The 25,370-nt window shown below is 44.2% G+C and carries 25 protein-coding genes; 14 read left to right on the top strand and 11 right to left on the bottom strand.

Annotation, left to right across the window (positions count from 1 at the left end):
• Window positions 1-87: 87 nt before the first annotated feature.
• Window positions 88-696, top strand: a complete 609-nt coding sequence (locus tag WA381_RS02960; RefSeq protein WP_156085682.1) for a DNA-3-methyladenine glycosylase I — start codon at window positions 88-90, stop codon at window positions 694-696.
• Between the two features lie 112 nt (window positions 697-808).
• Here WA381_RS02960 and WA381_RS02955 read toward each other — a convergent pair whose 3' ends face one another.
• From WA381_RS02955 to WA381_RS02940, 4 genes are all read right to left on the bottom strand, one after another.
• On the bottom strand, window positions 809-1,270 hold the full coding sequence (locus WA381_RS02955) for a DUF2489 domain-containing protein (protein WP_039222303.1): 462 nt from the start codon (window positions 1,268-1,270) through the stop codon (window positions 809-811).
• Window positions 1,271-1,289: 19 nt separating this feature from the next.
• Entirely contained in the window at window positions 1,290-1,793 is a 504-nt protein-coding gene (gene yihI, locus WA381_RS02950; RefSeq protein WP_014947719.1) for a Der GTPase-activating protein YihI, read from the bottom strand.
• Between the two features lie 127 nt (window positions 1,794-1,920).
• Window positions 1,921-2,622 carry a class I SAM-dependent methyltransferase gene (locus tag WA381_RS02945; RefSeq protein WP_156087306.1) on the bottom strand — a complete coding sequence of 234 codons (702 nt, stop codon included), beginning with the start codon at window positions 2,620-2,622 and terminating at the stop codon, window positions 1,921-1,923.
• Window positions 2,623-2,922: 300 nt separating this feature from the next.
• The gene (locus WA381_RS02940) at window positions 2,923-3,546 is read right to left on the bottom strand and encodes a c-type cytochrome (protein WP_014947721.1); all 624 of its coding nucleotides are present in this window, start codon (window positions 3,544-3,546) and stop codon (window positions 2,923-2,925) included.
• Window positions 3,547-3,720: 174 nt separating this feature from the next.
• Between WA381_RS02940 and yihA the strand changes: the two genes are divergently transcribed.
• On the top strand, window positions 3,721-4,356 hold the full coding sequence (gene yihA, locus WA381_RS02935; RefSeq protein WP_014975249.1) for a ribosome biogenesis GTP-binding protein YihA/YsxC: 636 nt from the start codon (window positions 3,721-3,723) through the stop codon (window positions 4,354-4,356).
• 416 nt (window positions 4,357-4,772) lie between these two features.
• Here the strand turns inward: yihA and polA are convergent, their stop codons facing one another.
• Window positions 4,773-7,565 (bottom strand): DNA polymerase I, encoded by a 2,793-nt coding sequence (gene polA, locus WA381_RS02930; protein WP_156085683.1) that lies wholly within the window; start codon window positions 7,563-7,565, stop codon window positions 4,773-4,775.
• Window positions 7,566-7,986: 421 nt separating this feature from the next.
• Between polA and elbB the strand changes: the two genes are divergently transcribed.
• Window positions 7,987-8,640, top strand: coding sequence for an isoprenoid biosynthesis glyoxalase ElbB (elbB, locus tag WA381_RS02925; protein ID WP_156085684.1), 654 nt, complete (start codon window positions 7,987-7,989; stop codon window positions 8,638-8,640).
• Between the two features lie 265 nt (window positions 8,641-8,905).
• On the top strand, window positions 8,906-10,357 hold the full coding sequence (locus tag WA381_RS02920; protein ID WP_014947725.1) for a TrkH family potassium uptake protein: 1,452 nt from the start codon (window positions 8,906-8,908) through the stop codon (window positions 10,355-10,357).
• A 114-nt stretch (window positions 10,358-10,471) separates the two neighbouring features.
• Here WA381_RS02920 and trkA read toward each other — a convergent pair whose 3' ends face one another.
• The 4 genes from trkA to def form a co-directional block, all read right to left on the bottom strand.
• Window positions 10,472-11,851, bottom strand: coding sequence for a Trk system potassium transporter TrkA (gene trkA, locus WA381_RS02915; protein WP_014947726.1), 1,380 nt, complete (start codon window positions 11,849-11,851; stop codon window positions 10,472-10,474).
• 64 nt (window positions 11,852-11,915) lie between these two features.
• Complete coding sequence (gene rsmB, locus WA381_RS02910) at window positions 11,916-13,235, bottom strand: 16S rRNA (cytosine(967)-C(5))-methyltransferase RsmB (RefSeq protein ID WP_156085685.1); 1,320 nt, start codon at window positions 13,233-13,235, stop codon at window positions 11,916-11,918.
• Window positions 13,236-13,237: 2 nt separating this feature from the next.
• Window positions 13,238-14,188 (bottom strand): methionyl-tRNA formyltransferase, encoded by a 951-nt coding sequence (gene fmt, locus WA381_RS02905; RefSeq protein WP_156085686.1) that lies wholly within the window; start codon window positions 14,186-14,188, stop codon window positions 13,238-13,240.
• Between the two features lie 8 nt (window positions 14,189-14,196).
• Entirely contained in the window at window positions 14,197-14,706 is a 510-nt protein-coding gene (def, locus tag WA381_RS02900) for a peptide deformylase (RefSeq protein WP_014947729.1), read from the bottom strand.
• A gap of 216 nt (window positions 14,707-14,922) precedes the next feature.
• Here def and WA381_RS02895 point away from each other — a divergent pair, with 216 nt between their 5' ends.
• From WA381_RS02895 to WA381_RS02865, 7 genes are all read left to right on the top strand, one after another.
• Window positions 14,923-15,996, top strand: a complete 1,074-nt coding sequence (locus WA381_RS02895) for a LysM peptidoglycan-binding domain-containing protein (protein WP_014947730.1) — start codon at window positions 14,923-14,925, stop codon at window positions 15,994-15,996.
• Window positions 15,997-16,035: 39 nt separating this feature from the next.
• Window positions 16,036-17,145 carry a DNA-processing protein DprA gene (gene dprA, locus WA381_RS02890; protein ID WP_156085687.1) on the top strand — a complete coding sequence of 370 codons (1,110 nt, stop codon included), beginning with the start codon at window positions 16,036-16,038 and terminating at the stop codon, window positions 17,143-17,145.
• Between the two features lies 1 nt (window position 17,146).
• On the top strand, window positions 17,147-17,623 hold the full coding sequence (locus tag WA381_RS02885) for a DUF494 family protein (RefSeq protein ID WP_014947732.1): 477 nt from the start codon (window positions 17,147-17,149) through the stop codon (window positions 17,621-17,623).
• Between the two features lie 85 nt (window positions 17,624-17,708).
• Window positions 17,709-18,251 carry a DNA topoisomerase family protein gene (locus tag WA381_RS02880; protein ID WP_014975256.1) on the top strand — a complete coding sequence of 181 codons (543 nt, stop codon included), beginning with the start codon at window positions 17,709-17,711 and terminating at the stop codon, window positions 18,249-18,251.
• Between the two features lie 45 nt (window positions 18,252-18,296).
• Window positions 18,297-18,902: a Sua5/YciO/YrdC/YwlC family protein gene (locus tag WA381_RS02875; protein ID WP_156085688.1), complete on the top strand. Its 606-nt coding sequence runs from the start codon at window positions 18,297-18,299 to the stop codon at window positions 18,900-18,902.
• Complete coding sequence (gene hemF, locus WA381_RS02870) at window positions 18,899-19,831, top strand: oxygen-dependent coproporphyrinogen oxidase (protein WP_052247444.1); 933 nt, start codon at window positions 18,899-18,901, stop codon at window positions 19,829-19,831. The genes WA381_RS02875 and hemF overlap by 4 nt, the downstream gene beginning before the upstream one ends.
• A 236-nt stretch (window positions 19,832-20,067) precedes the next feature.
• Entirely contained in the window at window positions 20,068-20,748 is a 681-nt protein-coding gene (locus WA381_RS02865; RefSeq protein WP_156085689.1) for an OmpW family outer membrane protein, read from the top strand.
• Between the two features lie 124 nt (window positions 20,749-20,872).
• On the opposite strand, the gene WA381_RS02860 is transcribed toward WA381_RS02865, so the two are convergent.
• Complete coding sequence (locus tag WA381_RS02860) at window positions 20,873-21,304, bottom strand: group II truncated hemoglobin (RefSeq protein ID WP_014947737.1); 432 nt, start codon at window positions 21,302-21,304, stop codon at window positions 20,873-20,875.
• Here WA381_RS02860 and aroE point away from each other — a divergent pair.
• Both aroE and WA381_RS02850 read left to right on the top strand, forming a co-directional pair.
• Window positions 21,303-22,127, top strand: coding sequence for a shikimate dehydrogenase (gene aroE, locus WA381_RS02855; RefSeq protein ID WP_156085690.1), 825 nt, complete (start codon window positions 21,303-21,305; stop codon window positions 22,125-22,127). The two genes, WA381_RS02860 and aroE, sit on opposite strands and share 2 nt — an antisense overlap.
• Window positions 22,128-22,264: 137 nt before the next feature.
• A complete protein-coding gene (locus WA381_RS02850) occupies window positions 22,265-23,209 on the top strand; it encodes a hypothetical protein (protein WP_156085691.1) in 945 nt (314 codons plus the stop codon).
• Between the two features lie 35 nt (window positions 23,210-23,244).
• Here the strand turns inward: WA381_RS02850 and WA381_RS02845 are convergent, their stop codons facing one another.
• Entirely contained in the window at window positions 23,245-23,778 is a 534-nt protein-coding gene (locus WA381_RS02845) for a gamma carbonic anhydrase family protein (RefSeq protein ID WP_156085692.1), read from the bottom strand.
• A gap of 176 nt (window positions 23,779-23,954) precedes the next feature.
• Between WA381_RS02845 and WA381_RS02840 the strand changes: the two genes are divergently transcribed.
• Window positions 23,955-24,998: a UDP-N-acetylglucosamine 2-epimerase gene (locus tag WA381_RS02840; protein ID WP_014977872.1), complete on the top strand. Its 1,044-nt coding sequence runs from the start codon at window positions 23,955-23,957 to the stop codon at window positions 24,996-24,998.
• Window positions 24,999-25,370: the final 372 nt, after the last annotated feature.

Below are 25,370 nucleotides of genomic sequence, written 5' to 3'. Positions count from 1 at the left end.
GAGGCATAGTATGTAGGTGTAAAGGGTGAAAAAACGTCACGAATAAAGCCAATATGCCACTTCACAACAAGGATTTAATCTAAAGCCATGCCCAATCAAACAAAAATAGAAAAAAATACGCCTTTGCATCGCTGTGGTTGGGTGAGCAGCGACCCTATTTATTTAGCGTATCATGATAACGAATGGGGTGTACCCGAGCTAGATAGTCGCGCGTTGTTTGCTAAGTTATGCCTCGATGGACAACAGGCTGGTTTATCTTGGCTGACCATTTTGAAAAAACAGCAGAATTTTGAACAGGCATTCTATCAGTTCGACCCTGAGAAAATTTCGAAGATGGGCCCCGCTGATGTCGACAGGCTGATGCAGGACAGCGGCATAATTAGAAACAAACTCAAGATAGAGTCGGTTATCAAAAATGCCAAGGGTTTTTTAGCTATCGAAGCGTCGCAGCCATTCAGTGATTTTATTTGGCAATTTACAGATGGACGTACGGTCATTAATGCGTGGGAAGACTTCAGGCAAGCACCCACATCAACTGATGCGTCTAAAGCAATGTCAAAAGCACTTAAAAAGCACGGATTTAATTTTGTAGGTGAAACGATTTGCTATGCTTTTATGCAAGCTGTGGGTATGGTCAATGACCACGAAGTAGGGTGTCATTGCTACGAACGTACCTGCGAGCTCGCGATAAAGTGACATAGGCAAAGGTAACCGGGTTAAAAAAATGGCCGACTACATACTGTACTCGGCCATTTTCGATATTGATTGCATTAGTTTTTATCTTTTAAATCAGCGTCGCGCTTACTCGTTATTTAGTGGCTACGAGTGTCTCACAATACGCCTTCAGCGGTGGTAATTCGTCCAGCACCTTAGATTCGTATTCCGATTCAATCTGCTCGCGAGCGATATCTTGCTTTCTTCGCTCATTCTTAGGTAGCTGTTGCCTTGCTTCTAAAATCGCAAAACCGCTTACCTCTGTGAATAGTGCATGAATGTTGGGATACTGCGCTTTAAAATCAGGCGGAGTACTTATTGGAAGCGCGTTAAGCAAGTTCACGATGCGAATTACGCCTTCTGACAAATCACATTGCTGCTGCTCCATCGCCTTAGCTATTACTATAATACTGTCGGTTATAGTGGCTACGCGCGACTGCCTTGCCGCTTCTTGTCGCTCTTTTTGTTGTTTTAACATAAACAGCAGTTTGCCTGCGTAAAAACCTAGCGCAAGAATAATTAGTAGCGCGATGCCTGAAAGTACTGCCCAAAGCATGACTCTTTCCCGTTTTTTATTAGTGCTTAAAGTCGTCGATATTAATAGCGTCTAAATCATTAAACGGATCCATATCGTCGTCTTCATCATCCTCTTCTACTATTCCTAGTAGGTCACAAAGAATGCGGTGGCGTGCCATCTTCTCGTCGACATAAGCTTGTTGCTCACGGGTGAGCGGTTTATCGTCGTCAAGTTTGTCGAGTAAATCTGACAAGCGTTGATCTGCTTCAAGCGCTGCCAGTTCTTGGGCTGGTGTGGCGTACTTTTTCTTTTGAGCAGGGGTGGGCGTCACTGCTTTTACAAGCTGAATAGGCTTTTTACTGCCGTGGCGCGGATCTTTATTCTCAGCACTCTTTTTGCCCGTCACTTTTTTCTGTTCAACATTGTGGCGATTACCAGCGGGCTTACCTTTATGCTTTTTAGGGCGAGGCGAGTCTGATTTACGGTTTTCGCTTGGTTTAAAGTCAGGATCTTTACGAACGCCGATTAGGCCGACTTTACGTGATTTCTTTGAACGTGCCATAATTTCCAAATAACAAAGAGAGTGAAAAAACAGCGCTATTATAGCGCGAATTAGTGTCTACGTATTGATCTTTGGGTATGCAGTGCAAAATCAATACGGGGAACATAAAGTATTACGGGAATTTGTTTCAGCGCTTTCTCAATAGAGCGACATCGCTGGCAGGAAAAGTGACATCATAGCCATCTCGTTGTGCCAAATATTGAAAGGTTGCTTCGCTGAAAAAGCTAACGTGGGTGACGTCGTTTTTATAGTGCCAATTTGCAAACCTGGCTTTATCAAGTACGCGCTTGGTCATGATGGCAAGAACGCCACCAGAAGCTACAAGTTTGTTAAATAGCGCCCATTCCACATGAGGGGCGTGAAAGTGTTCTATAGCCTCTGTACATGTCACTACGTCATAGCTTTGCTCAAGTACCGATAAGTTGTGTGCATAGAAGGGATCGTACATATTCATCCTAACGCCTTCTTCTTCCAGCATACTTGCTAAAACAGGCGCAGGGCCACAGCCAAAGTCTAGTCCTCGGAGTTCACCAAATTTCATGTCTTTTATAAAAGGTGTAAGTGGCGTTAAAACCTTTCCTAAAAACTTTCGATACCCTTCGTCTTCAAAGCTATTCTCGTGAAGGTCATATTCCTGCTTTTCTACTTCTTTAGATGGTAAGAATTCAGGAGAAACATAAACGAGTTTGCATTGATTACATTGAAGGTAATCGCGCTTTTTATCTGAGTGATAGTGAGATGGCGCGTTAGCGCTTTTGCATAAAGGACAGTACATAGGAAAGTGAACAATAATAAGGGGCTTAAAAAAGAAAAAGGTGATGGTTCTCACCATCACCTTACATTGTATGAGTGTCAGATGACACCTCTCCCGTTATACACTTCTATGTGTATCTTGCTTCCCTAGCCGTGCTCCCCTTATTTTTATTGTTAGCAGAGCTGTATTGTTGTTTTTGGCCCTCGTGGCTCTTTATCCCGTCTTCCATGCTGCATTTTTATTATTATTCTTGTTATTTAGCTTGTAGCTTTTCAAAGGCACCTACAAACTACGCCGTTAGATTACACGAATAATTTCAAAATACAACTTTTTCGGTAACAAATTTTTAACAACAATATGCAAAAACGGTAATGCTTAGTGTAAGCCCGCGATATAGTTAGATAAAATCTCAATATCTTCGTCGGTTAATTTCATCGCAATATCACGCATCATGCCATTCATGTCATTGTGACGTTGGCCTGAACGGAATGCTTTCAATTGAGCTGCAGTGTAAGTTGCATGTTGACCGCTGATATCAGGGAAACCTGCTAAGCCCATGCCGTTGCCCTTAGGACCGTGACACGCGATACATGCAGTTACGCCTCGAGACTCGTCGCCACCTTGGTACAATGCACGGCCAGCTTCAACGTATTGCTCTGGTGTTTCACCCGCCTTTGGCTCTTGGCTTGAGAAATAAGCGGCTAGGTCTTTCATGTCTTGCTCTGAAAGTGGGGCAGCCATGCCGTTCATCACAGCATTGTTACGACCTTCCTCGCCACCTGTTTGAGAGGCAAGTTTAAATTCGGTTAATTGCTTAACAATGTACTTCTCATGCTGGCCAGCAATCTTTGGGTTCATGTCAATCATGCTGTTGCCATCAGGGCCATGACAGGCTGCACATACTGCAGATTTCGCTTTACCTGCCTCGGCGTCGCCTTCTGCCATAGCAGTTGCGCTTAAACCTAAAGACATACATACCAACAAACACAGTTTTTTCATAATAAATCTCTTAAATGGATCCAACGGCTCGCGTGATATACGTGATATCATGCGTATTTTACACATTTAACGCGTCAGAAAAACCTATTCCATGATAAAACTATGGTTTTTAGTTGGTTTATTCATTAAAAAACTGTAAACCGAAGGTTGAGACGCATGTGGAGGTAAGTCTAGATGTCGTATTACACCAAAGCAAAATTCTTTACGAGCGCACCTGATATTCGTCATTTAAAGAATGATACCGGAATTGAAGTAGCGTTCGCGGGCCGCTCTAATGCGGGTAAATCGAGTGCACTTAACACGTTAACTCGTCAGAAGAACTTGGCAAGAACCAGTAAAACACCGGGTCGCACCCAATTGATCAACGTCTTTAAATTAGAAGAAGACTTACGCTTGGTTGATTTGCCAGGATATGGCTTTGCAAAAGTGCCAGTAGCCATGAAAAAGAAGTGGCAGGCGTCACTTGGTGAATATCTTCAAAAGCGCAAGTCCCTTAAAGGATTAGTCGTTTTAATGGATATTCGTCACCCCTTCAAAGATTTAGACCAAGATCTTATCCATTGGGCAGTAGCCTCAAATATTCCAGTACTGGCACTTCTCACTAAAGCCGACAAACTTAAAAGCGGTAAGCGAAAGGCACAGCTGTTAATGGCGCGTGAAGCTGCGATGGCATTTATGGGCGATGTTACCGTGCAAACCTTCTCGTCATTAAATAAGCACGGGTTACCCGAATTAGAGCGTATTTTGGATACGTGGTTTGGCTTAGATAAACAAGACGAAACAGAAGAGTCTGATAGCGAAGTACAGTAGCGCAATTCACCCTTACCGTTTGTGCTGATCTGACGTGCCCGATGGATAGGTATGATGGGGTGTTAGAAAAAAGAACGCCCCGCATAGAGCGAGGCGTAAACTGAGAGAAAACACATAAAAACCGTAGATATAGAGTCGTGATAAATAGAGAAGTTCAGAAAAACTAAAATAAAATTCGCTTTATTTTTTAAGTTATTGATATTTATGGATTATTTGTTTTCCGCAGATATAAAAAAACCCCGACAAAACTGTCGGGGTTAAAGCAAAGGTTTGAAAACAGCTTTCTCACCTCTGTACCCTACATGTGTAATATTACAACAAAGTACAGAAAAGGCAAGGGTGTTATGTAATTAAATTACCAAATTTAATGAATATAACGCGCCTTTTAATGTAAAAACTGTAATCTAATTACCAAACTAGTGCGCTTCATCCCAGTTTTCGCCCACACCTGCCTCAACAACCAGCGGAACATTTAGCGTAGCTGCGCTTTCCATAAGAGCAGTAATAGTAGAGACATAGGTTTCCACTTTGTCTTCTTTTATCTCAAAAACCAATTCATCGTGCACCTGCATCATCATTGTCACATCATCAGATGCATTTTTCCTAATCCAGTCATCAACTTTGATCATTGCCATCTTAATAATGTCTGCCGCTGTGCCTTGCATAGGCGCGTTTATCGCTGCGCGCTCTGCGCCTTTTCTACGTGCACCATTACTGGCTTTAATATCAGGCAAATAAAGTCTGCGACCAAATACGGTTTCTACATAACCTTTTTCTTTCGCGCTCTCACGTGTTGAATCCATGTACTCAAGCACGCCTGGGTAGCGCTCGAAGTAAAGATCCATATATTTTTGTGCTTCATTACGTGGAATATTAAGTTGCTTCGACAACCCAAAGGCACTCATACCGTAAATTAAACCAAAGTTAATCGCTTTTGCACTGCGACGCTGTTCAGTGGTTACTTCATCTAGTGGAACACCAAACACTTCAGACGCTGTAGCTTTATGAATATCTTTGCCATGTGCAAAGGCGTCTAATAGACCCTTATCACCCGAAAGGTGAGCCATTATTCGCAATTCAATTTGCGAGTAGTCGGCAGCGACGAACTTATTTCCTTCTCTTGGTACAAATGCCTGACGTACGCGGCGACCTTCCTCATTTCGGATAGGGATGTTCTGTAAGTTAGGATCGGTGGAAGAGAGTCGTCCCGTGGCGGTTACTGCTTGGTGATAAGAAGTATGCACTCGACCCGTACGATGATTGATCATCTTAGGAAGTTTATCCGTGTAGGTATTCTTTAGCTTGGTTAGGCCACGGTATTCCATGATCTTCTTCGGCAACGGGTACTCAAGCGCAAGTTCTTGCAGTACGTCCTCAGAAGTAGACGGCGCCCCTTTAGGCGTTTTCTTTATGATCGGTAGCGACATTTTTTCGAACAAGACATGTTGAAGCTGTTTAGTAGAACCTAAGTTGAATGGCTCGCCAGCTTCCTCATGTACTTCACTTTCAAGCTCGGCAATCCGGGTGGCAAGATCCTGGCTTTGCTGACGCAGCCTTTGGCTGTCTATCAATACACCTTCCTGTTCCATACGAGAAAGTACACAGGCTAGGGGAACCTCAACATCTATCAATAGATTTTTAAGCTCAGGAATTTCTTTCAACTTCGTCCAAATAGCGTTGTGTAAGCGAAGCGTGATATCAGCATCTTCTGCGGCATAAGGCCCAGCTTCTTCAAGGCTAATTTGATTAAACGTTAGCTGCTTTGCGCCTTTACCCGCAATCTCTTCGAAGTGAATAGTTTTATGACCAAGGTAGGCTAGGGCAAGTGAGTCCATATCATGGCGCTGCGCGGTACTGTTTAGTACATAGCTCTCAAGCATGGTGTCAAAGCCAATGCCGTTTAAGGTAATGTCATAGTTCGCTAATACGTTTTTGTCGTATTTTATGTGTTGACCTACTTTGATCACGGTGTCCGATTCTAAAATAGGTTTTAATGCGTCTAATACGAATTCTCGTGATAGCTGGGCGGGTGCATCTGGGTAATCGTGAGCAACAGGCACATAAGCTGCTTCACCTTCCTCTATACAAAATGAAACACCAACTAACTCCGCATCCATGTAGTTAAGGCTGGTTGTCTCGGTATCAAAAGCGATTAGCTCGGCTTTTTCTAGCTTCGCGACCCACGCATTAAAGCGTTCCTCATCAAGCACTGTCTCATACTTCGACTTATCTATCTCTACCGATTCACTTTGTTCGCTCTCTTCTGCGCTATCGCTTTTTTCTTCGTTGGTGTTTGCATTGGCACCAGAGGTATCTCCGCCGGCTATTAGCGCGCTTACTTCTGCATGCCAGCGTTTGAACTCGTATTCGGCAAACAGATCGCGAAGTTGTTCGTTATCGGCTTGGCAAGGCATAAGAGCTTCGACATCATAGTCAAGGTCAAGATCGATGCTGATAGTAGCTAGGGTATAAGAAAGCCGAGCTTGCTCTTCGTATTCCTGCATTTTAGCCGCCATCGACTTACTGCCTCTAAACGACAGATCTGCAATTTTATCCAGGTTCTTATATATGTCGTCGATACCGCCAATACCGTTTAACAAGGCTTGTGCACTTTTATCACCTACACCAGGTACACCTGGGATGTTATCGACTTTATCGCCTTTAAGCGCAAGGAAGTCGATCACAAGCTCAGGTGGAATACCAAACTTCGTATTTACACCTTCGACATCCATCAGTTGGTTTGTCATGGTGTTGATTAAGGTGACATGTTCATTTACTAGTTGCGCCATGTCTTTATCGCCGGTGCTGATAAGGGTATCAATACCTTTTTCTGTGGCGTGTTTGGCTAACGTGCCAATCACGTCATCAGCTTCTACACCCGATTCAACAATAACAGGTAAACCCATTGCCTTAATGATGGCGTGCAACGGTTCGATTTGGCTTCTTAGCTCATCCGGCATCGGAGGACGGTTCGCTTTGTACTCTTTATAGATGTCATCGCGAAAGGTCTTGCCTTTAGCATCAAAAATCACCGCCATATGCGTCGGGTTGTATTGTTTGATCAAGCTTTTAAGCATGTTCACAACACCATAAATAGCACCGGTGTCTTGGCCTTTTGAGTTGGTTAATGGTGGTAAACCGTGAAAGGCACGAAAAAGATATGACGATCCATCGACAAGAATAAATGGAGGCTTTTTAGAATCAGGCATAGATGGCGATTTTCCAATAGAGAATATGAGCGCAAGGATGCCACAGGCTAGGGCAGATCGCCATATCATGAAGGAACATTAAGGTCGATAGCGGATCGCATTTCGCCTGTGGATAACTTTGTGATCTAAAATTTTGGGCACAGTGATCCGGATGATCTTTGTCAAGTTAAAGATCACCTTTCAAATCAAGAAAAATAAGGGAATGAGACTTAGGTGTGAAAACAGCGTACCTGCTACTTACCATTCCATTTTATGTGGATAACTTGGTGTACGTTTATTTTTGGTTTAACCAAGTTGGTCAAGTAATGTAGCATAACCATTAACAATGTATACACGTATTATTAAGAACTTTTTTTGAACAGTTGTGTGTTTAATAGCCAAATTTTGAATAAGTAGATGGCATAGCGTCTAGGAGGACAATATGAAACAAGTAGCCGTTATTTTAAGTGGTAGTGGTGTGTTTGACGGGGCTGAGTTACACGAAGCGGTATTGACACTTTTAGCCATTGAGCAAGAAGGCGCGTCTTACCAATGTTTTGCTCCAGATGTAAACCAACTGCATGTAGTCAATCACTTAACCGGTGAGGTATCAGAAGGTGAAGCACGAAATGTGTTAGTAGAATCGGCCCGTATTGCCCGAGGTGATATAAAACCCGTGACTGAGTGCGACGTAACTGCTTTTGACACACTTATTTTACCTGGTGGCTTTGGCGCTGCGAAGAACCTGTGCACGTTTGCTGTAGACGGTGAAAATTGTACCTTTAACGAAGAGGTGCTGACAGTGTGCAAAGCCTTTGCACAAGCTAAAAAGCCCGCAGCGTACGCGTGTATTGCACCTGCGCTAGCAGCAAAAGTGTATGGCAACAAAACTAAACTGACCATTGGCAATGACGAAGCCACGGCTGGTGGGTTGAATGCCTTAGGAGCCACGCATGTAGAGTGCCCAGTTGATGAGGTGGTTGTTGATAATGACGCAAAGCTTGTTACTACACCTGCGTATATGCTGGCGCAAAGCATTAGTGAAGCCAATGGGAGTATTACTAAAATGGTTAAAACCGTGCTTGCTATGAAATAGGAAACTAAAAAATAAAAGTGGTTGGTTTTTTCCTAGTGAAAAGATCAGGTGCCTTTATGTGTAATTAGCCTAATGTAGTGGGGAGACAAAGGTTTCCCCTTGTTCATTATAGTCCTATAATCAAAACCCTATGCGTAACGTATAGGATTTCATCTACCTTGTTTCACGTAGATAGATTCGCTTTTTGAAACCATATCAAAAAGCACATTGTAACTAGGGCTCAGTAGTCCTTATGCGCACTATAAAAATAAAGGCATAACAAACAATGCACTACCGTGCCATCATACGAATACTTGGGTTATTAATTGCGCTTTTTAGCGTAACCATGATCCCACCCGCTATCGTGTCGTTGATTTATCAAGATGGCAGTGGCCTGCCTTTTATCCTCGCATTTATATTTTGTGTCATCGGCGGTATGGCATTGTGGTATCCCAACCGTCAGCAGAAAAATGACTTAAGAGCACGAGAAGGGTTTCTGATTGTTGCGCTGTTTTGGTCAGTACTAGCAAGCGTGGGGGCAATTCCACTTATCTTGCTAGAGCAACCAAGCATGACGGTAACCGATGCTTTCTTTGAGTCATTTTCTGGCCTGACTACCACTGGAGCTACGGTTATTGAGGGGATAGATTTTCTTCCTCACTCAGTACAGTTTTACCGTCAACAACTTCAGTGGTTAGGTGGCATGGGTATCATCGTACTCGCAGTTGCCATTTTACCTATCCTTGGAGTAGGGGGAATGCAGCTTTATCGGGCAGAAACTCCTGGCCCAGTTAAAGATAATAAAATGACTCCGCGTATTGCCGATACGGCAAAGCATTTGTGGTACATCTACCTATCCATAACCATTGCATGTGCCGGTGCATACTGGCTTGCGGGAATGAATGTTTTTGATGCGATTTGCCATTCTTTCTCAACGGTTGCTATTGGTGGCTTTTCGAACCACGACGCCAGCTTAGGCTATTTTAATAGTCCTATGGTAAACGTGGTGTGTACCGTGTTTTTGCTTATTGCTGCGTTAAACTTCTCATTACACTATGCGGCGGTGAGCTCTCGTTCGGTTAAAGGCTATTTTAACGATCCAGAGTTTAAGGCGTTTTTTATCATTCAAGCCTCACTCATCGGGATTTGTTTCCTAGTACTTACGCTATCAGGCTACTATAGCTCGGCAGAGCAGGCTTTAGACCAAGCTATGATCCAAGCGGTATCTATTAGTACCACTGCAGGGTTTGCAACCACTGATTTTTCAGTCTGGCCGGCATTCCTCCCTATTATGCTTATTTTTTCAAGCTTTATCGGCGGGTGCGCAAGTTCTACAGGTGGGGGCCTAAAAGTAGTACGCGTCTGCTTACTGTTTTTACAAGGCAAGCGTGAGGTTGATAGGCTAATTCACCCGAAAGCGGTATACAGCGTTAAGTTTGGCGACCGTGCCATGCCTGACAGAGTAGTAGAGGCCGTATGGGGGTTCTTTTCAGCTTATGCAGTGGTGTTTGTTATCATTATGATAGGCTTGATTGCCACGGGTTTAGATAACCTAAGCGCCTTTACCGCTACTGCGGCCATGCTGAATAACTTAGGTCCGGGATTGGGCAGCGTAGCGGCCAACTATGCTGATGTTACTGACGCAGGCAAATGGATACTGGTGATTGCCATGGTATTTGGGCGACTAGAAGTCTTCTCATTGCTGGTCTTGTTCTCACCTACGTTCTGGCGCAGTTAACAATTAAACCGGTAATTTTGATACGAGCTAAAAATAAAGGGCGATAAATATCGCCCTTTATTCTTATGTCTTCAACTTTTAATCTTGCGGCACCTATGACGCTTTGCAAAAGCGCTAGCCAAAGAAAAATGCGCTGGGTTGGAACAGCTTTTCCACGTCGTTGATGTACTTCTTATCAACCAAGAACAAAATTACATGGTCGTTTGCTTCAATCTTGGTATCGCTGTGAGCAATAATCACCTGATCGTCTCGAACAATAGCCCCAATCGTAGTACCTGGCGGTAGTTTAATATCGCCTATTTGTTTGCCAACCACCTTAGAGGTATTTTCATCACCGTGTGCTATCGCTTCAATAGCCTCGGCAGCACCTCGTCGTAATGAGTACACGTTTACAATGTCACCGCGACGTACGTGAGTCAGTAGCGCCGAAATAGTGGCTTGTTGAGGTGAAAACGCGATATCTATCTCACCGCCTTGCACCAAGTCCACATAAGCACTTCGCTGGATAAGCACCATGGCTTTTTGTGCACCCATACGCTTTGCCAGCATGGCTGACATGATATTCGCTTCATCGTCGTTGGTAACGGCTATGAAAGCGTCAACTTGCTCGATGTTTTCTTCACTTAGCAATTCAGGGTCAGACGCGTCACCGCTAAATACAATGGTTTTATCTAAGTTGGCAGATAAATATTTGGCCCTTTCTGGACTGTATTCAATAAGCTTAACGTTATGATTGTGCTCTAACTTTTTCGCTAGGCCTGCACCAATCAAGCCACCACCGGCTATCATAATTCGTTTGTAGCTTGATTCGAGCTTTTGAAGCTCACTCATTACCGCGCGAATGTGCTTGGTAGCGGCAATAAAGAACACTTCATCATCGGCCTCAATAACCGTGGTACCTAACGGGCGAATAGGGCGGCCGCGTCGGTAAATGGCAGCAACCCGAGTTTCAACGTTAGGCATGTGGTCTTTAAGCGCAGATAACGCGTGGCCTACCAATAAGCCACCGTAATAGGCTTTAACCGCAACAAGGCTGGCTTTGCCTTCAGCAAACTCAACCACCTGAAGTGCACCCGGGTAGTCGATAAGACGTTTGATGGCCTTAGTTACCAACTGCTCGGGAGCGATAATGTGGTCAACGGGAATGTCTTGCTGCTTATATAGCTGCTCTTGGTAAATGATGTACTGTTCAGAGCGTACGCGAGCGATTTTAGTGGGGGTTTTAAATAGGCTGTAGGCCACCTGACAGGCCAACATATTGCTTTCATCACTATTGGTTACGGCAATCAGCATATCTGCATCTTCCGCACCGGCCTTACGCAACACATCAGGGTGTGAGCCCACGCCTGTTACTACTTGTAAATCAAGACGGTCTTGAAGTGCGCGCAATATAGTGGGGTCAGAGTCAATAACTGTTATTTCGTTATTCTCACCCACTAAGTTTTCAGCAAGTGTTCCGCCTACTTGGCCGGCCCCTAAAATGATGATCTTCATCGTTATTATTTTGCCTTCATATTCGTGCAAGTCTTAACTGTGTGACGTTGCACAACTATTGAACTCAGTCTGCTGACTTTACCAGCCTCGCATAATAGAAACCATCCATTTGTTGCTCTCCTGGCGTTATCTGGCGCCCGGGTTTATCAACGGTTTCTGTTTTCACTATGGGCGATAACGAGGCATTTGGAGTGTCGGCGAGAAACTGCTGTATTTGCGCCATGTTCTCTTTTGGCAAAATAGAACATGTTGCATAAAGCAGCGTGCCGCCTGGCTTTAATAGACCCCACAATGTTTCTAATATGCGCCGTTGAAGCTGTGCTAAGTTGTCGATGTCATTGGATTTTCGAAGCCAGCGAATATCTGGGTGACGTCGAATCACGCCGGTAGCAGAGCAGGGGGCATCCAGTAATATTCTGTCGAAGGGTTTTCCGTCCCACCAGGTATCAGGATTAGCTGCATCACCTTGCTTAATATCGACAGTGTGCTTAAGGCGAGTCATATTTTCTTCTACCCGTTTTAGGCGGGTAGCATCAGCATCAAGCGCTAATACGTACTGTGTATCAGGTGCAGACTCAACAATGTGCCCTGTTTTTCCGCCTGGTGCGGCGCAACAGTCTAGAATGCGTTCGTTCGCTTGAGGCTTTAGGTAATGCGCAGCTAATTGCGCTGCCCCATCTTGTACCGCAAAGTGACCTTTTTCAAAACCAGGCAGGGCAGTAATGTCTTCTCGCTTAGTCAGAATTACGGCATCAGCATGGTTTGCGCTAAGGGAATATTCAACCCCTACTTTATCTAACGCCTGAGTAAATGCTGCCAAGGATGTTTGCAACTTATTTACGCGAAGCCAAATGGGGGCCATGGCATTCGTTTCAGTACGTACCTGCTCGGCGTCGTCACCATAGGCGTTCTCTATTGCCTTAAACAACCACTTTGGCAAGCCGCTGTTTATGATTGCGTCGTCTACAGGTTTGTCTGCAAGGTTCTCTCGCTGAAAATTACGCAGTACCGCATTAACTAACCCTTTTAACCCTGCGGCATTTAAATAAGATGCTGCGGCGACGGTTTCGCCAACGGCGGCGTGGTTGCTAACGCGGGAAAAATTAAGCTGGTACAAACCAAGAAGAATAAGATGTTCTATGACTTTCTTGTTGCCTTTTAGAGGCCTATCCAACAAAGAGCGCAGCCAGTGCTGTAAAAGGGGAAGGCGACGCATTACCCCTAGTGACATCTCTTGAATCCATGCGTTATCTTTGGCGTTGTGTCTGCGCTGAACGCGTTCTAAGCACTCACGCGATGACTTGCCTTGCTCTAAAATTTGATAGATGACCCACGCACAATCTGCGCGCAGGTTCTTTTGTTTGGGAAGGGGTAATGGTTTCACGTTTAGTCCGCTTGTGTCAGACAACGGCCCACTTCAAACCACGTTTGGCGAGCATTGATAACGTCTGACGCTGGAAGCGCCTTTTTGCCAGGAATTTGAAGAGATGTAATGCAAAGCGCATCGCGCCCCGTAGCGATAGTAATGCCCTCTTTATTGGCACTGATCACCGTACCTGGCGTGGCACCTTTATTTAAAGGAACAACGCTGGCAGACCATACTTTAACGTTCTGATCTTCGACCTGCATCCACGCTACAGGCCAAGGGTTGAAGGCGCGGATATTACGCTCTATTTGCTCAGCATCGTCTGCCCAATTAATCAGGGCTTCTTCTTTTGATAGCTTTTTCGCGTAGGTCGCTTGAGAGTCGTCTTGTTTGGTGGGCGTGTAACGATCAAATTCATTAACGACCTTAACCAACGCTTGTGGTCCTAGCTCTGCTAGCTTTTCATATAAGGTGGCGCTGGTATCTTCAGAGGTAATAGGCAATGTTGCTATGTGAAGCATGTCACCCGTATCTAAACCTTCGTCCATTTGCATTATGGTTACGCCGGTCTCAGCGTCACCCGCCCAGATTGAACGCTGTATTGGTGCCGCGCCTCGCCACTTGGGCAGAATAGAGCCGTGCACGTTAATGCACCCTAGCTTAGGTGCATTTAACACCGCGGTAGGCAGTATCAGTCCGTAAGCAACAACTACCATTAAATCGGCATTGAGCGAGGCTAATTCTTCCTGAGCGTCTTGAGCTTTAAGCGACTGAGGCTGGTAAACTGGAATGGCGTTTTCTTCTGCTAATACTTTAACCGGACTGGCGGTAAGCTTTTTACCTCGCCCTGCGGGTCTATCAGGCTGAGTGTAAACAGCAATGACTTCGTGCTCGCTCTCGAGTAACGCTGATAGATGTTTAGCTGCAAAATCCGGAGTACCGGCAAAAATCACTTTCAATGGAGTTGTCACGTTATTCCTTAGGCTTTTGCAGCAAGACGCGCTTCTTTCTCAAGCTTTTTACGAATACGTTGGCGCTTAAGCGGTGAAAGGTAATCAATAAACAATTTGCCTTTTAGATGATCCAGCTCGTGCTGAATACAAATCGCTAACAAACCTTCTGCATCCAACTCAAAGCTTTCGCCATTCTGATCTAGCGCTTTTACGGTAATTGATTCGGCGCGCTCAACTTTCGCGTAATTACCCGGCACTGATAAACAGCCTTCTTCGCTAATCGTGGAGCCATCTTTACGAATGATTTCAGGGTTAATAAATACGCGTGGCTCGTTTTGATCTTCCGATACGTCCATTACAACAACTTGAACGTGGCGGTTAACTTGCGTTGCAGCAAGGCCAATACCGTTCTCGTCTTTCATGGTTTCGAACATGTCCGATACCAATTGTTTAATTTCGTCGTTAACCTCTTCAACCGGCTTAGCTACCGTGCGAAGACGTTCATCAGGAAAACTTAATACGTCTAAAATTGCCATTTCTCGCTTACTTCACCTTTTCGCTGTATAAATTCATATACGATCTAATTGCCAGCACACTTTACAGTGCTTATTAAGTTACTATTCTAACGTATATCGGGCTGTTTCGTGCAGTTTTTTACCGAAACCCTATTAGAATACCTAGTTATGCCGATATAGTGCTATTGTCTGAAAAATCAACAATGAGTGACAGTGAATAATTTGCAGGTGGTTAATTTGAAAAAGCGATTGATTTACGCGCGTCGTGCAGCATTGTTTATCTTAGGTGTACTGCTTTCTTTGCCTACCTTTGCGCTGCAGCTAAAAGAGAGCGCGCCAGAAACCTACACAGTAAAGCGTGGGGACACGCTATGGGCAATCGCTAACGTTTTTCTCAATGAGCCTTGGCTCTGGCCTGAATTATGGCGAACCAACACCCAAATCGACAATCCACACCTTATTTACCCGGGCGATGTTATCGTCGTTGGGTATGTTGATGGGCAGCCTGTATTAAGTGTAAAGCGCGACAAGCCTTCCTATAAGCTTTCTCCGGCTACCGATAAGCGAGTAAAACCGAAGCCTGTTGATGTGTTGTCGTGGACAACTATCTCTCCATTCATTAGGCAACATATGCTGCTAGACGAGGAAAGCTATGCTTCGCTACCTAAATTGCTGGGTAATCAGGATGGAAACGTAAGGTTTGCGTCTGATGATTTTGTGTTAAGCCAGCAACAATTCAGTACCGACGATCAGTACAGAGTAGTAAGAAAGCACGCTACGATTAGAAATCTTGATGGGGAAATCCTTGGTATTCAAGTTACCCATGTTTCAACAGCTTCACTAGTGGAAAAAGATGAAGGTAGCAACACGATGTTGCTTTTCATCGACGATGCGAACCAAGAAGCTAAGCGCGGTGATAAGTTAATGGCGGGTGGATTTGAACATCCTGAAGGCTTTGAACTTGTTCCGGCTACTTCGCAGCGAGGCGCAATAGTTGGAGATTTGCATGATCACGATTTACTTGGCAAATACGACGTTGTCATTCTTGATTTAGGCAGTATGGAAGTAGCGCCAGGTACGGTCCTGGGGCTTTACTCACAAGGTCCAGCCATTATTGACGAAGAAAGTCCACGCTATGTAGATGAACCCGGCGCTAACACTGGTGGTGAGTGGTTTATCGATACAGTATCGCAACCCGCGCTTAAAGTAGGTGAAGTTGTTGTGTTTAAAACATTTGATGCGGCAAGTTACGGATTAATTACGCGAGCGAATAAGGGGATAAAGCGCGGCTTCATTGTCGCCAAGCCTTAAACGTTGCATGGTTCATTGTCGCTCGCATTAGGAGCGATAATGGCACCACAATCTTCTCAGTTAGACAGCGAAACATTAGCATGGATAGCGCTGGCTTCCGCTCAGCGTGTATCACCTAAACTTTGGCTAGAGGCTCTCGAAAAATATCAACTTTCTACTGTCGATTTAGGCAGCAACACGTCTTCGCTGCCTAACGAGGTTAAACAACTCACCAACAACATTTCACCGCCTCTTATTGATGCAGCAATAAACTGGCTGCAAGCGAGCGACAATAGACACATCGTGCCGTTGTCATCGCCTCACTATCCAGAATTACTTAAGCAATTGGATAGTCCGCCCCTCGCGCTATTTGCCACGGGAAACAAAGCGCTATTTCAAAAACCACAGATTGCTATAGTGGGAAGCAGAAGGGCCAGCCTTCAGGGTAAGCGTACCGCAACCGACATTGCTTATGGGTTATCTAGTAGCGGAGTTGTAGTGACGAGCGGCCTTGCCATGGGCATTGATAGCGCCGCACATCAAGGCGCCCTGTCTGGTAGCACCGGAACCATTGCGGTAATGGGTACGGGACCTGAAAAGGTATATCCGGCTAAAAATAGTAAGCTCTATGAAGCTATCAACAATGACGGAGGTGTCACCGTTACAGAGTTTTTTCCGGGGCAGGGACCTAAGCCTTGGCATTTTCCAAGGCGAAATCGAATTATCGCAGCGTTATCCCTTGGAACCTTAGTGGTAGAGGCAAAAATTAAGAGTGGCACCTTGATAACTGCAAATTTGGCCGCAGATATGGGGCGGGAAGTATTCGCTGTGCCGGGTAATATCGCTAACGCTTACGCTGAAGGTTGCCACTGGTTAATCCAACAGGGCGCCAAATTAGTAACAGATATAAGCGATATTCTAGATGAAGTTGGCGTTCAGCCTGTACAACTAGGCTTGAATGTTGACGAGCAAAACGAAAAAAGTACAGCGAATAGCTTGGCAACCGATAAATTATTAGCTAGTGTGGATTATGACATCACCGCTATTGATGTCATAGCCCAGCGCAATGCCATATCTGTATCGCAAGCAATGGCATCATTATTAGAATATGAGTTGCGCGGTTTAGTGGCCGCTGTCCCTGGTGGTTACGTTAAATTGAGGGGAAAATAATATGTTCGATATCCTCATGTATCTGTTTGAAAACTTCATTCACAGTGAAACGGAAATTCGTGTTGACCAAGACGAGTTAACGGAAGAGCTTGTGCGCGCAGGATTTCATCACGATGAGATTTATAAAGCCCTCGCATGGTTAGAAAAGTTAGCGGCACTGCAAGAGACGGACATCAAACCGTACTTTTGCAAAGGTATTAGCACTAGCTTAAGCCGTATTTACACGCATGAAGAACAAATGCGTTTAGATGTGGAATGTCGCGGTTTTCTTATGTTCTTAGAACAGGTTAATGTGTTGGATGCCTCCACACGCGAAATGGTTATAGATCGCGTTATGGAAATCGATTCCAATGAATTTTGCTTGGAAGACCTGAAGTGGGTTGTGCTAATGGTACTATTCAACGTACCTGGCAAAGAGAAAGCCTACGCACAAATGGAAGATCTTTTGTTCGAAGAGCCAGATGGTGTTCTGCATTAATGCAGTTGTAGTCACTGGTATTTGAATCTTTACTTAAAAATGCGCTGTGAAATTACAGCGCGTTTAAGGCCTTAACGTCCAATACATGTCTAAAATAGACCATTCACTCTTTTCAGCGCACGAGCATGCTCTCGATGATAATTTCGGAGATTGCCCCGAGTGCGGTAAACCTCTTCATATAAAGAACAGTAAATCCGGCCCTTTTATCGGGTGTACGGGCTATCCGGAATGTAGCTTTAGTAAGCCACTTCACGATAAACAAACCACCATACTGAAAACCTTAGACGGTGTAGCCTGCCCTGAATGCGCATCCGACTTAGCCATAAAGAAAGGGCGGTTTGGCATGTTTATCGGCTGTACCAATTTTCCTTCATGCCATCACATAGAGCCCATTAAAGAAAAAGAAGATACTTTGGTGGATTGTCCAAAGTGTAAGAAAGGGCATCTAATCTCGCGTACTAACAAATACGGCAAACAGTTTTTTGCGTGCAACCATTATCCACAATGTCGATATGTGCTAAATTTCACGCCGGTTAATGAAAGCTGCCCAGACTGCGGTTGGGGAGTATTGATAGACAAAAAGGGGCAGTTACAGTGTCCTCAGCCTAGTTGTGGCTTTAAAAAGTAATTATACGAACAACTATACGAAGAACTATACGTAGAGATTAAAACCATGTCTGATATCCAAAATGGGAACGTAAACACGTTTACCCCCGTTGAGGCTAACTCACCTGAAGTAGACCCTGTTGTTGCCGCATTCCAAGCTGGCAGTTTAATCGTTTATCCAACCGAAGCGGTGATGGGCATCGGATGTGACCCCGACAATGAAGCCGCTGTAAATGCGCTGTTAGAGATAAAACAGCGACCGGTAGAAAAGGGCGTGATCTTGATTGCTGCAAACTACAGTCAGCTACTGCCTTATGTTAACGATAACGCCATTCGCCCTGACAGACGCACCGATATTTTTTCGAGCTGGCCAGGCCCTAATACTTGGCTATTACCTAAGTCGTCATCTGCGCCAGTTTGGTTAACCGGCAAGCACAGTAAAATAGCGGTGCGCGTAACTAGTCACCCTGTAGTAGTGGAATTGTGCAACAAGTTAGGTAAACCGTTAGTTTCTACAAGCGCTAACCTGACCGGCCAACCGCCAGCCACCACCACTGAAGAAGCAAAAGCCGTATTCGCTGATTCCGTTTTCTATGTCGAAGGGGAAGTAGGCGGTGCAACTAAACCCAGTACCATTCGCGATGGTGACACAGCAGAGGTAATAAGAGCATGACATCAGCAGAATTACTGGACGGTAAAAATGCCGCTGAAGTAATAGAACAAGTAAAAAGCTATTTACTAGGGCTGCAAGACACCATTTGCCAAACCCTTGAACTTGCCGATGGTAAGGGCCAGTTTGTTGAAGACAGCTGGCAGCGAGAAGAAGGTGGCGGTGGCCGTTCTCGAGTACTAAAAAATGGCGCGGTGATTGAACAAGGCGGCGTTAACTTTTCTCATGTGTTTGGCAGTCAAATGCCGGCTTCAGCAACGGCTAATCGGCCTGAGCTTGCGGGAAGAAACTTTCAAGCAATGGGTGTATCACTCGTTATTCATCCACATAACCCTTATATCCCAACGTCACATGCTAATGTTCGCTTTTTCATTGCAGAAAAAGAGGGTGAAGCACCTATCTGGTGGTTTGGCGGCGGCTTCGACTTGACGCCATTTTATCCGTTTAAAGATGACGTTTTACACTGGCATGATACTGCTAAAAAATTATGTAAGCCGTTTGGCGATGATGTTTACCCTAAGTACAAAAAGTGGTGCGACGACTACTTTTACTTAAAGCATCGCAATGAAACTCGCGGAGTGGGCGGTTTATTCTTCGACGACCTGAATGAATGGGGCTTTGAACAGTCATTTGCATATATGCAGGCTGTTGGTAATGGCTTCATCGATGCTTACGTTCCTATTGTTGAACGTCGTAAGCAAACCGATTTCGGCGAAAGAGAGCGTGATTTCCAACTTTACCGCCGGGGCCGTTACGTTGAGTTTAACCTTGTATTCGACCGAGGCACTTTATTTGGACTGCAAACCGGCGGGCGTACTGAATCAATTCTAATGTCGATGCCGCCGCTCGCGCGCTGGGAGTATTGTTATACACCTGCACCGGGTAGCGCCGAAGCCAAGCTGACAGACTGGTTAAAACCTACTGATTGGTGATTAATTATTAAATAAGGCTGCGCTTAAATCCTTAAGCGGACCGCCGATAGCAGCTTTCATCTTTAACGACTAAAAAAACGCCGTATTAACGTTAATGCGGCGTTTTTTTTTGATCTATATCAAGGTCGAATATCTTCAGTGTTTCAGTGAGTTATCAAGCTTGCGCTGGATCAATGTTTCTCATAACTACAGGCGTAAAGTAGCCCTATCTTAGTTAACCACAAAAGAGACACATCATGCGCAAACACTTTTTATCTGCATCTGCACTTTGCCTTACTCTTGCTGCACTCTCACCTTTAGCTAGCGCTCACCAGCAGGGCGACTGGATTGTTCGTGGCGGTCTTACTACCGTTGCTCCTGACGAATCGACTTCTAACATCGTCGCGGGTGGAACTGATCTTGGCGTGACCCTTAATATCGATAACGATACTCAGCTAGGTTTAAATGTAGCGTACTTTATTACTGACAATATTAATATCGAGCTGCTTGCCGCAACGCCGTTTAAGCACGACGTTAATTTTTCTGTAGCTGATCCGTTAGGGACGGGTAATCAGCTTGGTGAAGTCACGCATCTTCCTCCTACGCTTACCGCAAACTACTATTTTAATGATGCCAGCTCTGCGTTTCAGCCATACATTGGTGCAGGTATCAACTATACCTTTATCTTTGATGAAGAGTTTACAGGTGCGAATGAAACAGCTGGCTTAAGCGACCTATCGCTTGATAATTCATTTGGCTTGTCAGCACAGGTGGGAATGGATTACCAAATTGATACCAAATGGCATGTTAATGCATCGGTTCGATTCATTGATATAGATACCGAAGCAACCTTCAAAGTGGGTGATGCTGCTGGAAAGGTAAGTGATATTGAAATAGATCCTTGGGTGTATACCTTATCGGTGGGTTACACATTCTAATTCTTAGTTTCACGCCTTATTAACTATTAAGCTTTCACAATTGCACTACTTTATGCGCCATAAAGAGCGTAGACAGTAACAGGGGAGTTGCGCGTTAAAAGGTTAATCCTTTCAACGCGCTTTTTTATTTTGTATTCACCATGTGATTGGCGAGTTGATCAAGTGCGTCTATCAACTGTTGAGCTAAGGCGATATCTTCAACCGTTTTAAACATGGCTTTTCGCATGCAGTACATCCACTGCGCTTTTAACTCCGGTGTTACGGTATAAGGTAGGTGGCGTGCACGCAGACGCGGGTGGCCATACTGCTGCTGATAATCATCAGGACCACCAAGCCATAAACTTAAATAGAGAAAGAACACGTGGCGAATTCTGTCTAATGGCTGGGGGTGAATAGCTAGCAATTCATTGGCGAGTGGATCGGTTTCCATAATGTCGTAAAACGTATTTGCTAATTCCCGTACTTTCTCCTCTCCACCTATACGTTCATATGGTGTACTCTGCGAAGCACGATTATCGCTTTTCTTCTTTATATTAAATAAGTCTCGTATTCCCATGAAAAAATTCGCTGTATTCGGAAATCCTATTGCACAGAGTTTATCACCAACTATCCATCAAATGTTTGCTGAACAAGTGGGAGAAAAGATTTCTTATGAAAAGATACTTGCGCCAGTAGACGGTTTTGTAGATGCCGCCAACGCGTTTTTAGCTCAGGAAGGCGCGGTAGGTTGTAACGTCACCATGCCTTTTAAGCTTGATGCATTCAACTTGGCAAAGGTAGACGACCAAGCAGCCAAAGATGCACAAGCTGTTAATACGCTAATGAATGGTGACAGCGGAGAAATATGGGGATACAACACTGATGGTGTAGGGCTGGTAAACGATCTGCTTAACAGCGGTGTGGAAATTAAGGGTAAGCGCGTGTTGCTTATTGGTGCCGGCGGCGCAGCCCGTGGCGTAATTTCCCCGTTATTAAAAGCAGGGGCCGCCTCTTTAACCATCACCAATAGAACCAAAGCGAAAGCTGAGGAAGTGGCAAGTGCCGCTTCAAACGCTAAAGTGCAGGTGGCTGCGCTTGAAGATATCGCAGATGTTGCGCCTCATATTATTATCAATTCAACAGCCGCCAGTTTAAGCAATGAATTGCCGTGCCGTTTAAATGATGGTGTTTTACAAAACTGTGAAGTGGTGTACGACATGGTTTATAAAAACTCACCCACGCGCTTTATGAGAGAGGCGGCCGAACTTGGTGTTAAAACACAAATAGATGGGTTAGGGATGCTGGTTGAGCAAGCGGCTGAAGCATTCTACATATGGACGAACAGACAACCACATACAAAAGTCGTTATTGAATATCTAAGAAAAATCGTTGTTGAATAGGTTTAGTTAAGGAAATGGTTGCTGCCCCCTTCGTAGTTTGATATTTTCACGATAGTTGGCGAAAGTGATTACTTGTATTTACTCGGTCGCCAATAGTCGCTAAGGACTTACAGTAAAAGTTATAAACAAGGAAAGTCATGAAATCAATTTCTTCTCTCTTATTCACCGCTGGCCTGCTCATCAGTGCAGGTTATTCACATGCTACGACAAAGGTTACTGTTTGTCAGAGTAACTCAGCCTGTTCTGATTCTTCATTGAAAAGCCATGTTATTTCTGTCGCTCAAGGCGAATCAGCTGATGTAATTGTGTTGGACATTCTAAATGGAAAGAGTTTTCACTATGAGGTCGCTGTGATTGATGCTGGCGGGCGTGAATTCCCTGGTATGTATACAGTGGGAGCTCGAAAAGTATCAACTTTACCCGATGAGGTTACCATAGCTGCTGCAGAATTCATCGGGTTTAGTACCGATCCTCTTGGAAATACACTAGATGATGCATCTACGAAATTAAGTGTAGTCAACGGAAGGCCTGTATATATGCTTAGTGATGTATGGGACGGGCCCCAGAGTTTACCGGAATTGAGTCAGTCTATTTATCAAATAAATAGCGCAATCTCTTCTAAGCTTCAAAGAGCGGCTGAGCTTAGAAAAGTAGATGTTCAAGTTAGTTTGTCGGTGGCATTACAAGCTGCAATATCTAAGATAATTACGGGTTCCATTTCAGCCTCTGTCGCAGTAACTCAGTCCTCTTCAAATCAAATGACAGTATATTTTAAAGGTAATAATTATCTAACTGTTGCTGTGAAGTTAACCTACAATGGCGCGAATGGGGTTTCTGCAGAAGTCAAAGCACTGAGTGTTATTGATAATGGAGTAGTAGTATTTGAGATACCAGTGGAAAATGGAATTGCTAATCTTGAGGCCGTTTTCGGAAAAACTTTCGCGTATAATGGCAGTAATCAATCGTCTATGAGTAATTGGCTAGCAGGGTTGAACCTTGGGTTATCTTGGAATAGTCGACGCGGAACAGTAACAATAACAGATATTAATGATCCTGATATCGGCGAAGTCGAAGATCAATAAATCTTAAAAGCAGCATCCAGCATTGGATGCTGTTTTTATTTGAGGTACTCATCTTTCAATACAACATAGTTAACGGCAGACTGTTTCAGGAATGCCATTTCAGCGTCGTTGAGCGGTCTTTTCTTTTGCATGGGGTTTCCAACGTAAAGAAATCCGCTTTCTAACCTTTTGTTCGGCGGTACTAATGTACCTGCACCAATAAACACATCGTCTTCAACAACAACACCATCCATTACAATAGCGCCCATGCCAACGAGAATTCGATTACCCAACTGGCAGCCGTGCAGCATACACTTATGCCCAACGGTAACGTCCTCACCAATAATAAGTGGGAAGCCGTTGGGGTTTTTCTCAGATTTACGGGTAACGTGTAAAACACTGCCATCTTGAATATTAGAACGGGCACCAATACGAATTTTGTTCACGTCGCCACGAGCTGCTACCAGCGGCCAAATACTCGCATCATCTTCTAAAACTACATCACCGACGATTCTTGCCGAGCCATCAACATAGACATTCTTTCCTAATGTAGGAGAAACACCTTTAAAACTGATTACAGGTTGTGCCATAGAACTCTCTTTAAGCGAAATTATGCAGGACATGGTAAGCCTTTTTTAAAGAAATGCATAAAACACATTAACACTTGATGATTAATCTTGTTATCGATAGCTAGCTTCAATCTTTTAAAGCAACAATGCTGATATACTATAGAAAAAAATCAAAATGCTATTTCTACGGAGAGTTCATGTCAAAGCGCTATGTACTATTTGCGGCACTGCCTTATTCCTATTCAATATTGCGACCTATTCAATCTGAGATAAGAAAGCGTGGTGGTGAAGTAGCGTGGTATCTGGAGCATAGCTGTGAAGACTTGTTACTTGCCGATGAGAAAAGATTAGCAACAGTTGAAGAGCTTGTTGAGTTCAATCCCGACGCGACTTTGACTCCCGGTAATTACATTTATCATTTTATTCCTGGTATTAAGGTAGGCGTATTTCATGGCTACTTTATTGGTAAGCGTGGCGAACAGACCTATCAAGAAGATTCCCATTTCCGCATTCGCGGGTGGTTTGACTTAATTTGTACACAAGGACCAAGCAGTACAGCACCCTATAAAATTCTAGAACAGCAGCATGGTAGCTTTAAGGCTTATGAAACAGGATGGTGCAAGGTCGATACCTATATAAAAGGAAAACGCCCGCCGGCATCAAATCCTCCAACGATACTTTACGGAACAACGTTTACTAAAGGTATTAGTTCGGCCGAGTCGGTTTTTGAAACTATCGAGAAATTAGCTAAAGAAAGAGACTGGAACTGGATCCTTACATTTCATCCTAAACTGCACGGCTCCGAAATTGTGGAACGTTATAAACAATTAGCTGCGTCTATAGATAACGTTAAATATCTACATAACGTTGACTTAGACAGTGTGAACGAAGCAAGTGTGCTTCTTTGCGATAGTTCATCCATCATTCTAGAATTTATGATGCAAGAAAAACCGGTGGTGACGTTCCGCAATACTAATCCAGGTCCTCATCTAATAGACGTGACAGAAACAAGTGAAATTGAAGCGGCTATAGATTACGCGCTTACGAAGCCTATTGAAGTAATTGATGCAATAAATGCTTATGTAGATCTCCATGAGAAATACAGGGATGGTCGTAATAGCGAGCGCGTTTTAGATGCTATTGATGACTTTATTCTCAAATACAAAGGAAAGCTAAAGCCGCATAAGCCTGGAATATGGCGTAAATTTCAGATGAGAAAGAAGACGGGATACTGGAAATAGGGTGTTTTTGCTGAATAAACGAGCATTCAAAACGAATATGACACTTTTTTTAAAATAAGTGTTGACGTGAGCGCTCATTTCCCTAAAATTCGCATCCGCTTCGGGGGAAAAGCAAAACAGCAAGCCTCCTGAAGTAAGTCTCTACTACCTTTGTAGGCCAGTAAGGACGGGAGTTTAGGAGAGGCGCTTCAGAAAATAAATTTTCAAAAAGTGTTGACAACGAAAACTTCCAGCGTATAATGCGCACCTCACTCGAACAGGGTGAGTCACTAAGAAGCAAAGGCTTCTAGTGAATGTTCTTTAAAAATTTAGACAAGACAATCTGTGTGGGCACTCGTTAAGAGTGTCACAACGACGATTCATATTTCGATA

The organism is Alteromonas sp. CH_MED4-4 (genome assembly GCF_037029575.1).
GTDB lineage: Bacteria > Pseudomonadota > Gammaproteobacteria > Enterobacterales > Alteromonadaceae > Alteromonas > Alteromonas macleodii.
The sequence above is the reverse complement of the archived record's forward strand: the minus strand, read 5'-3'. Positions and strand labels throughout refer to the sequence as shown.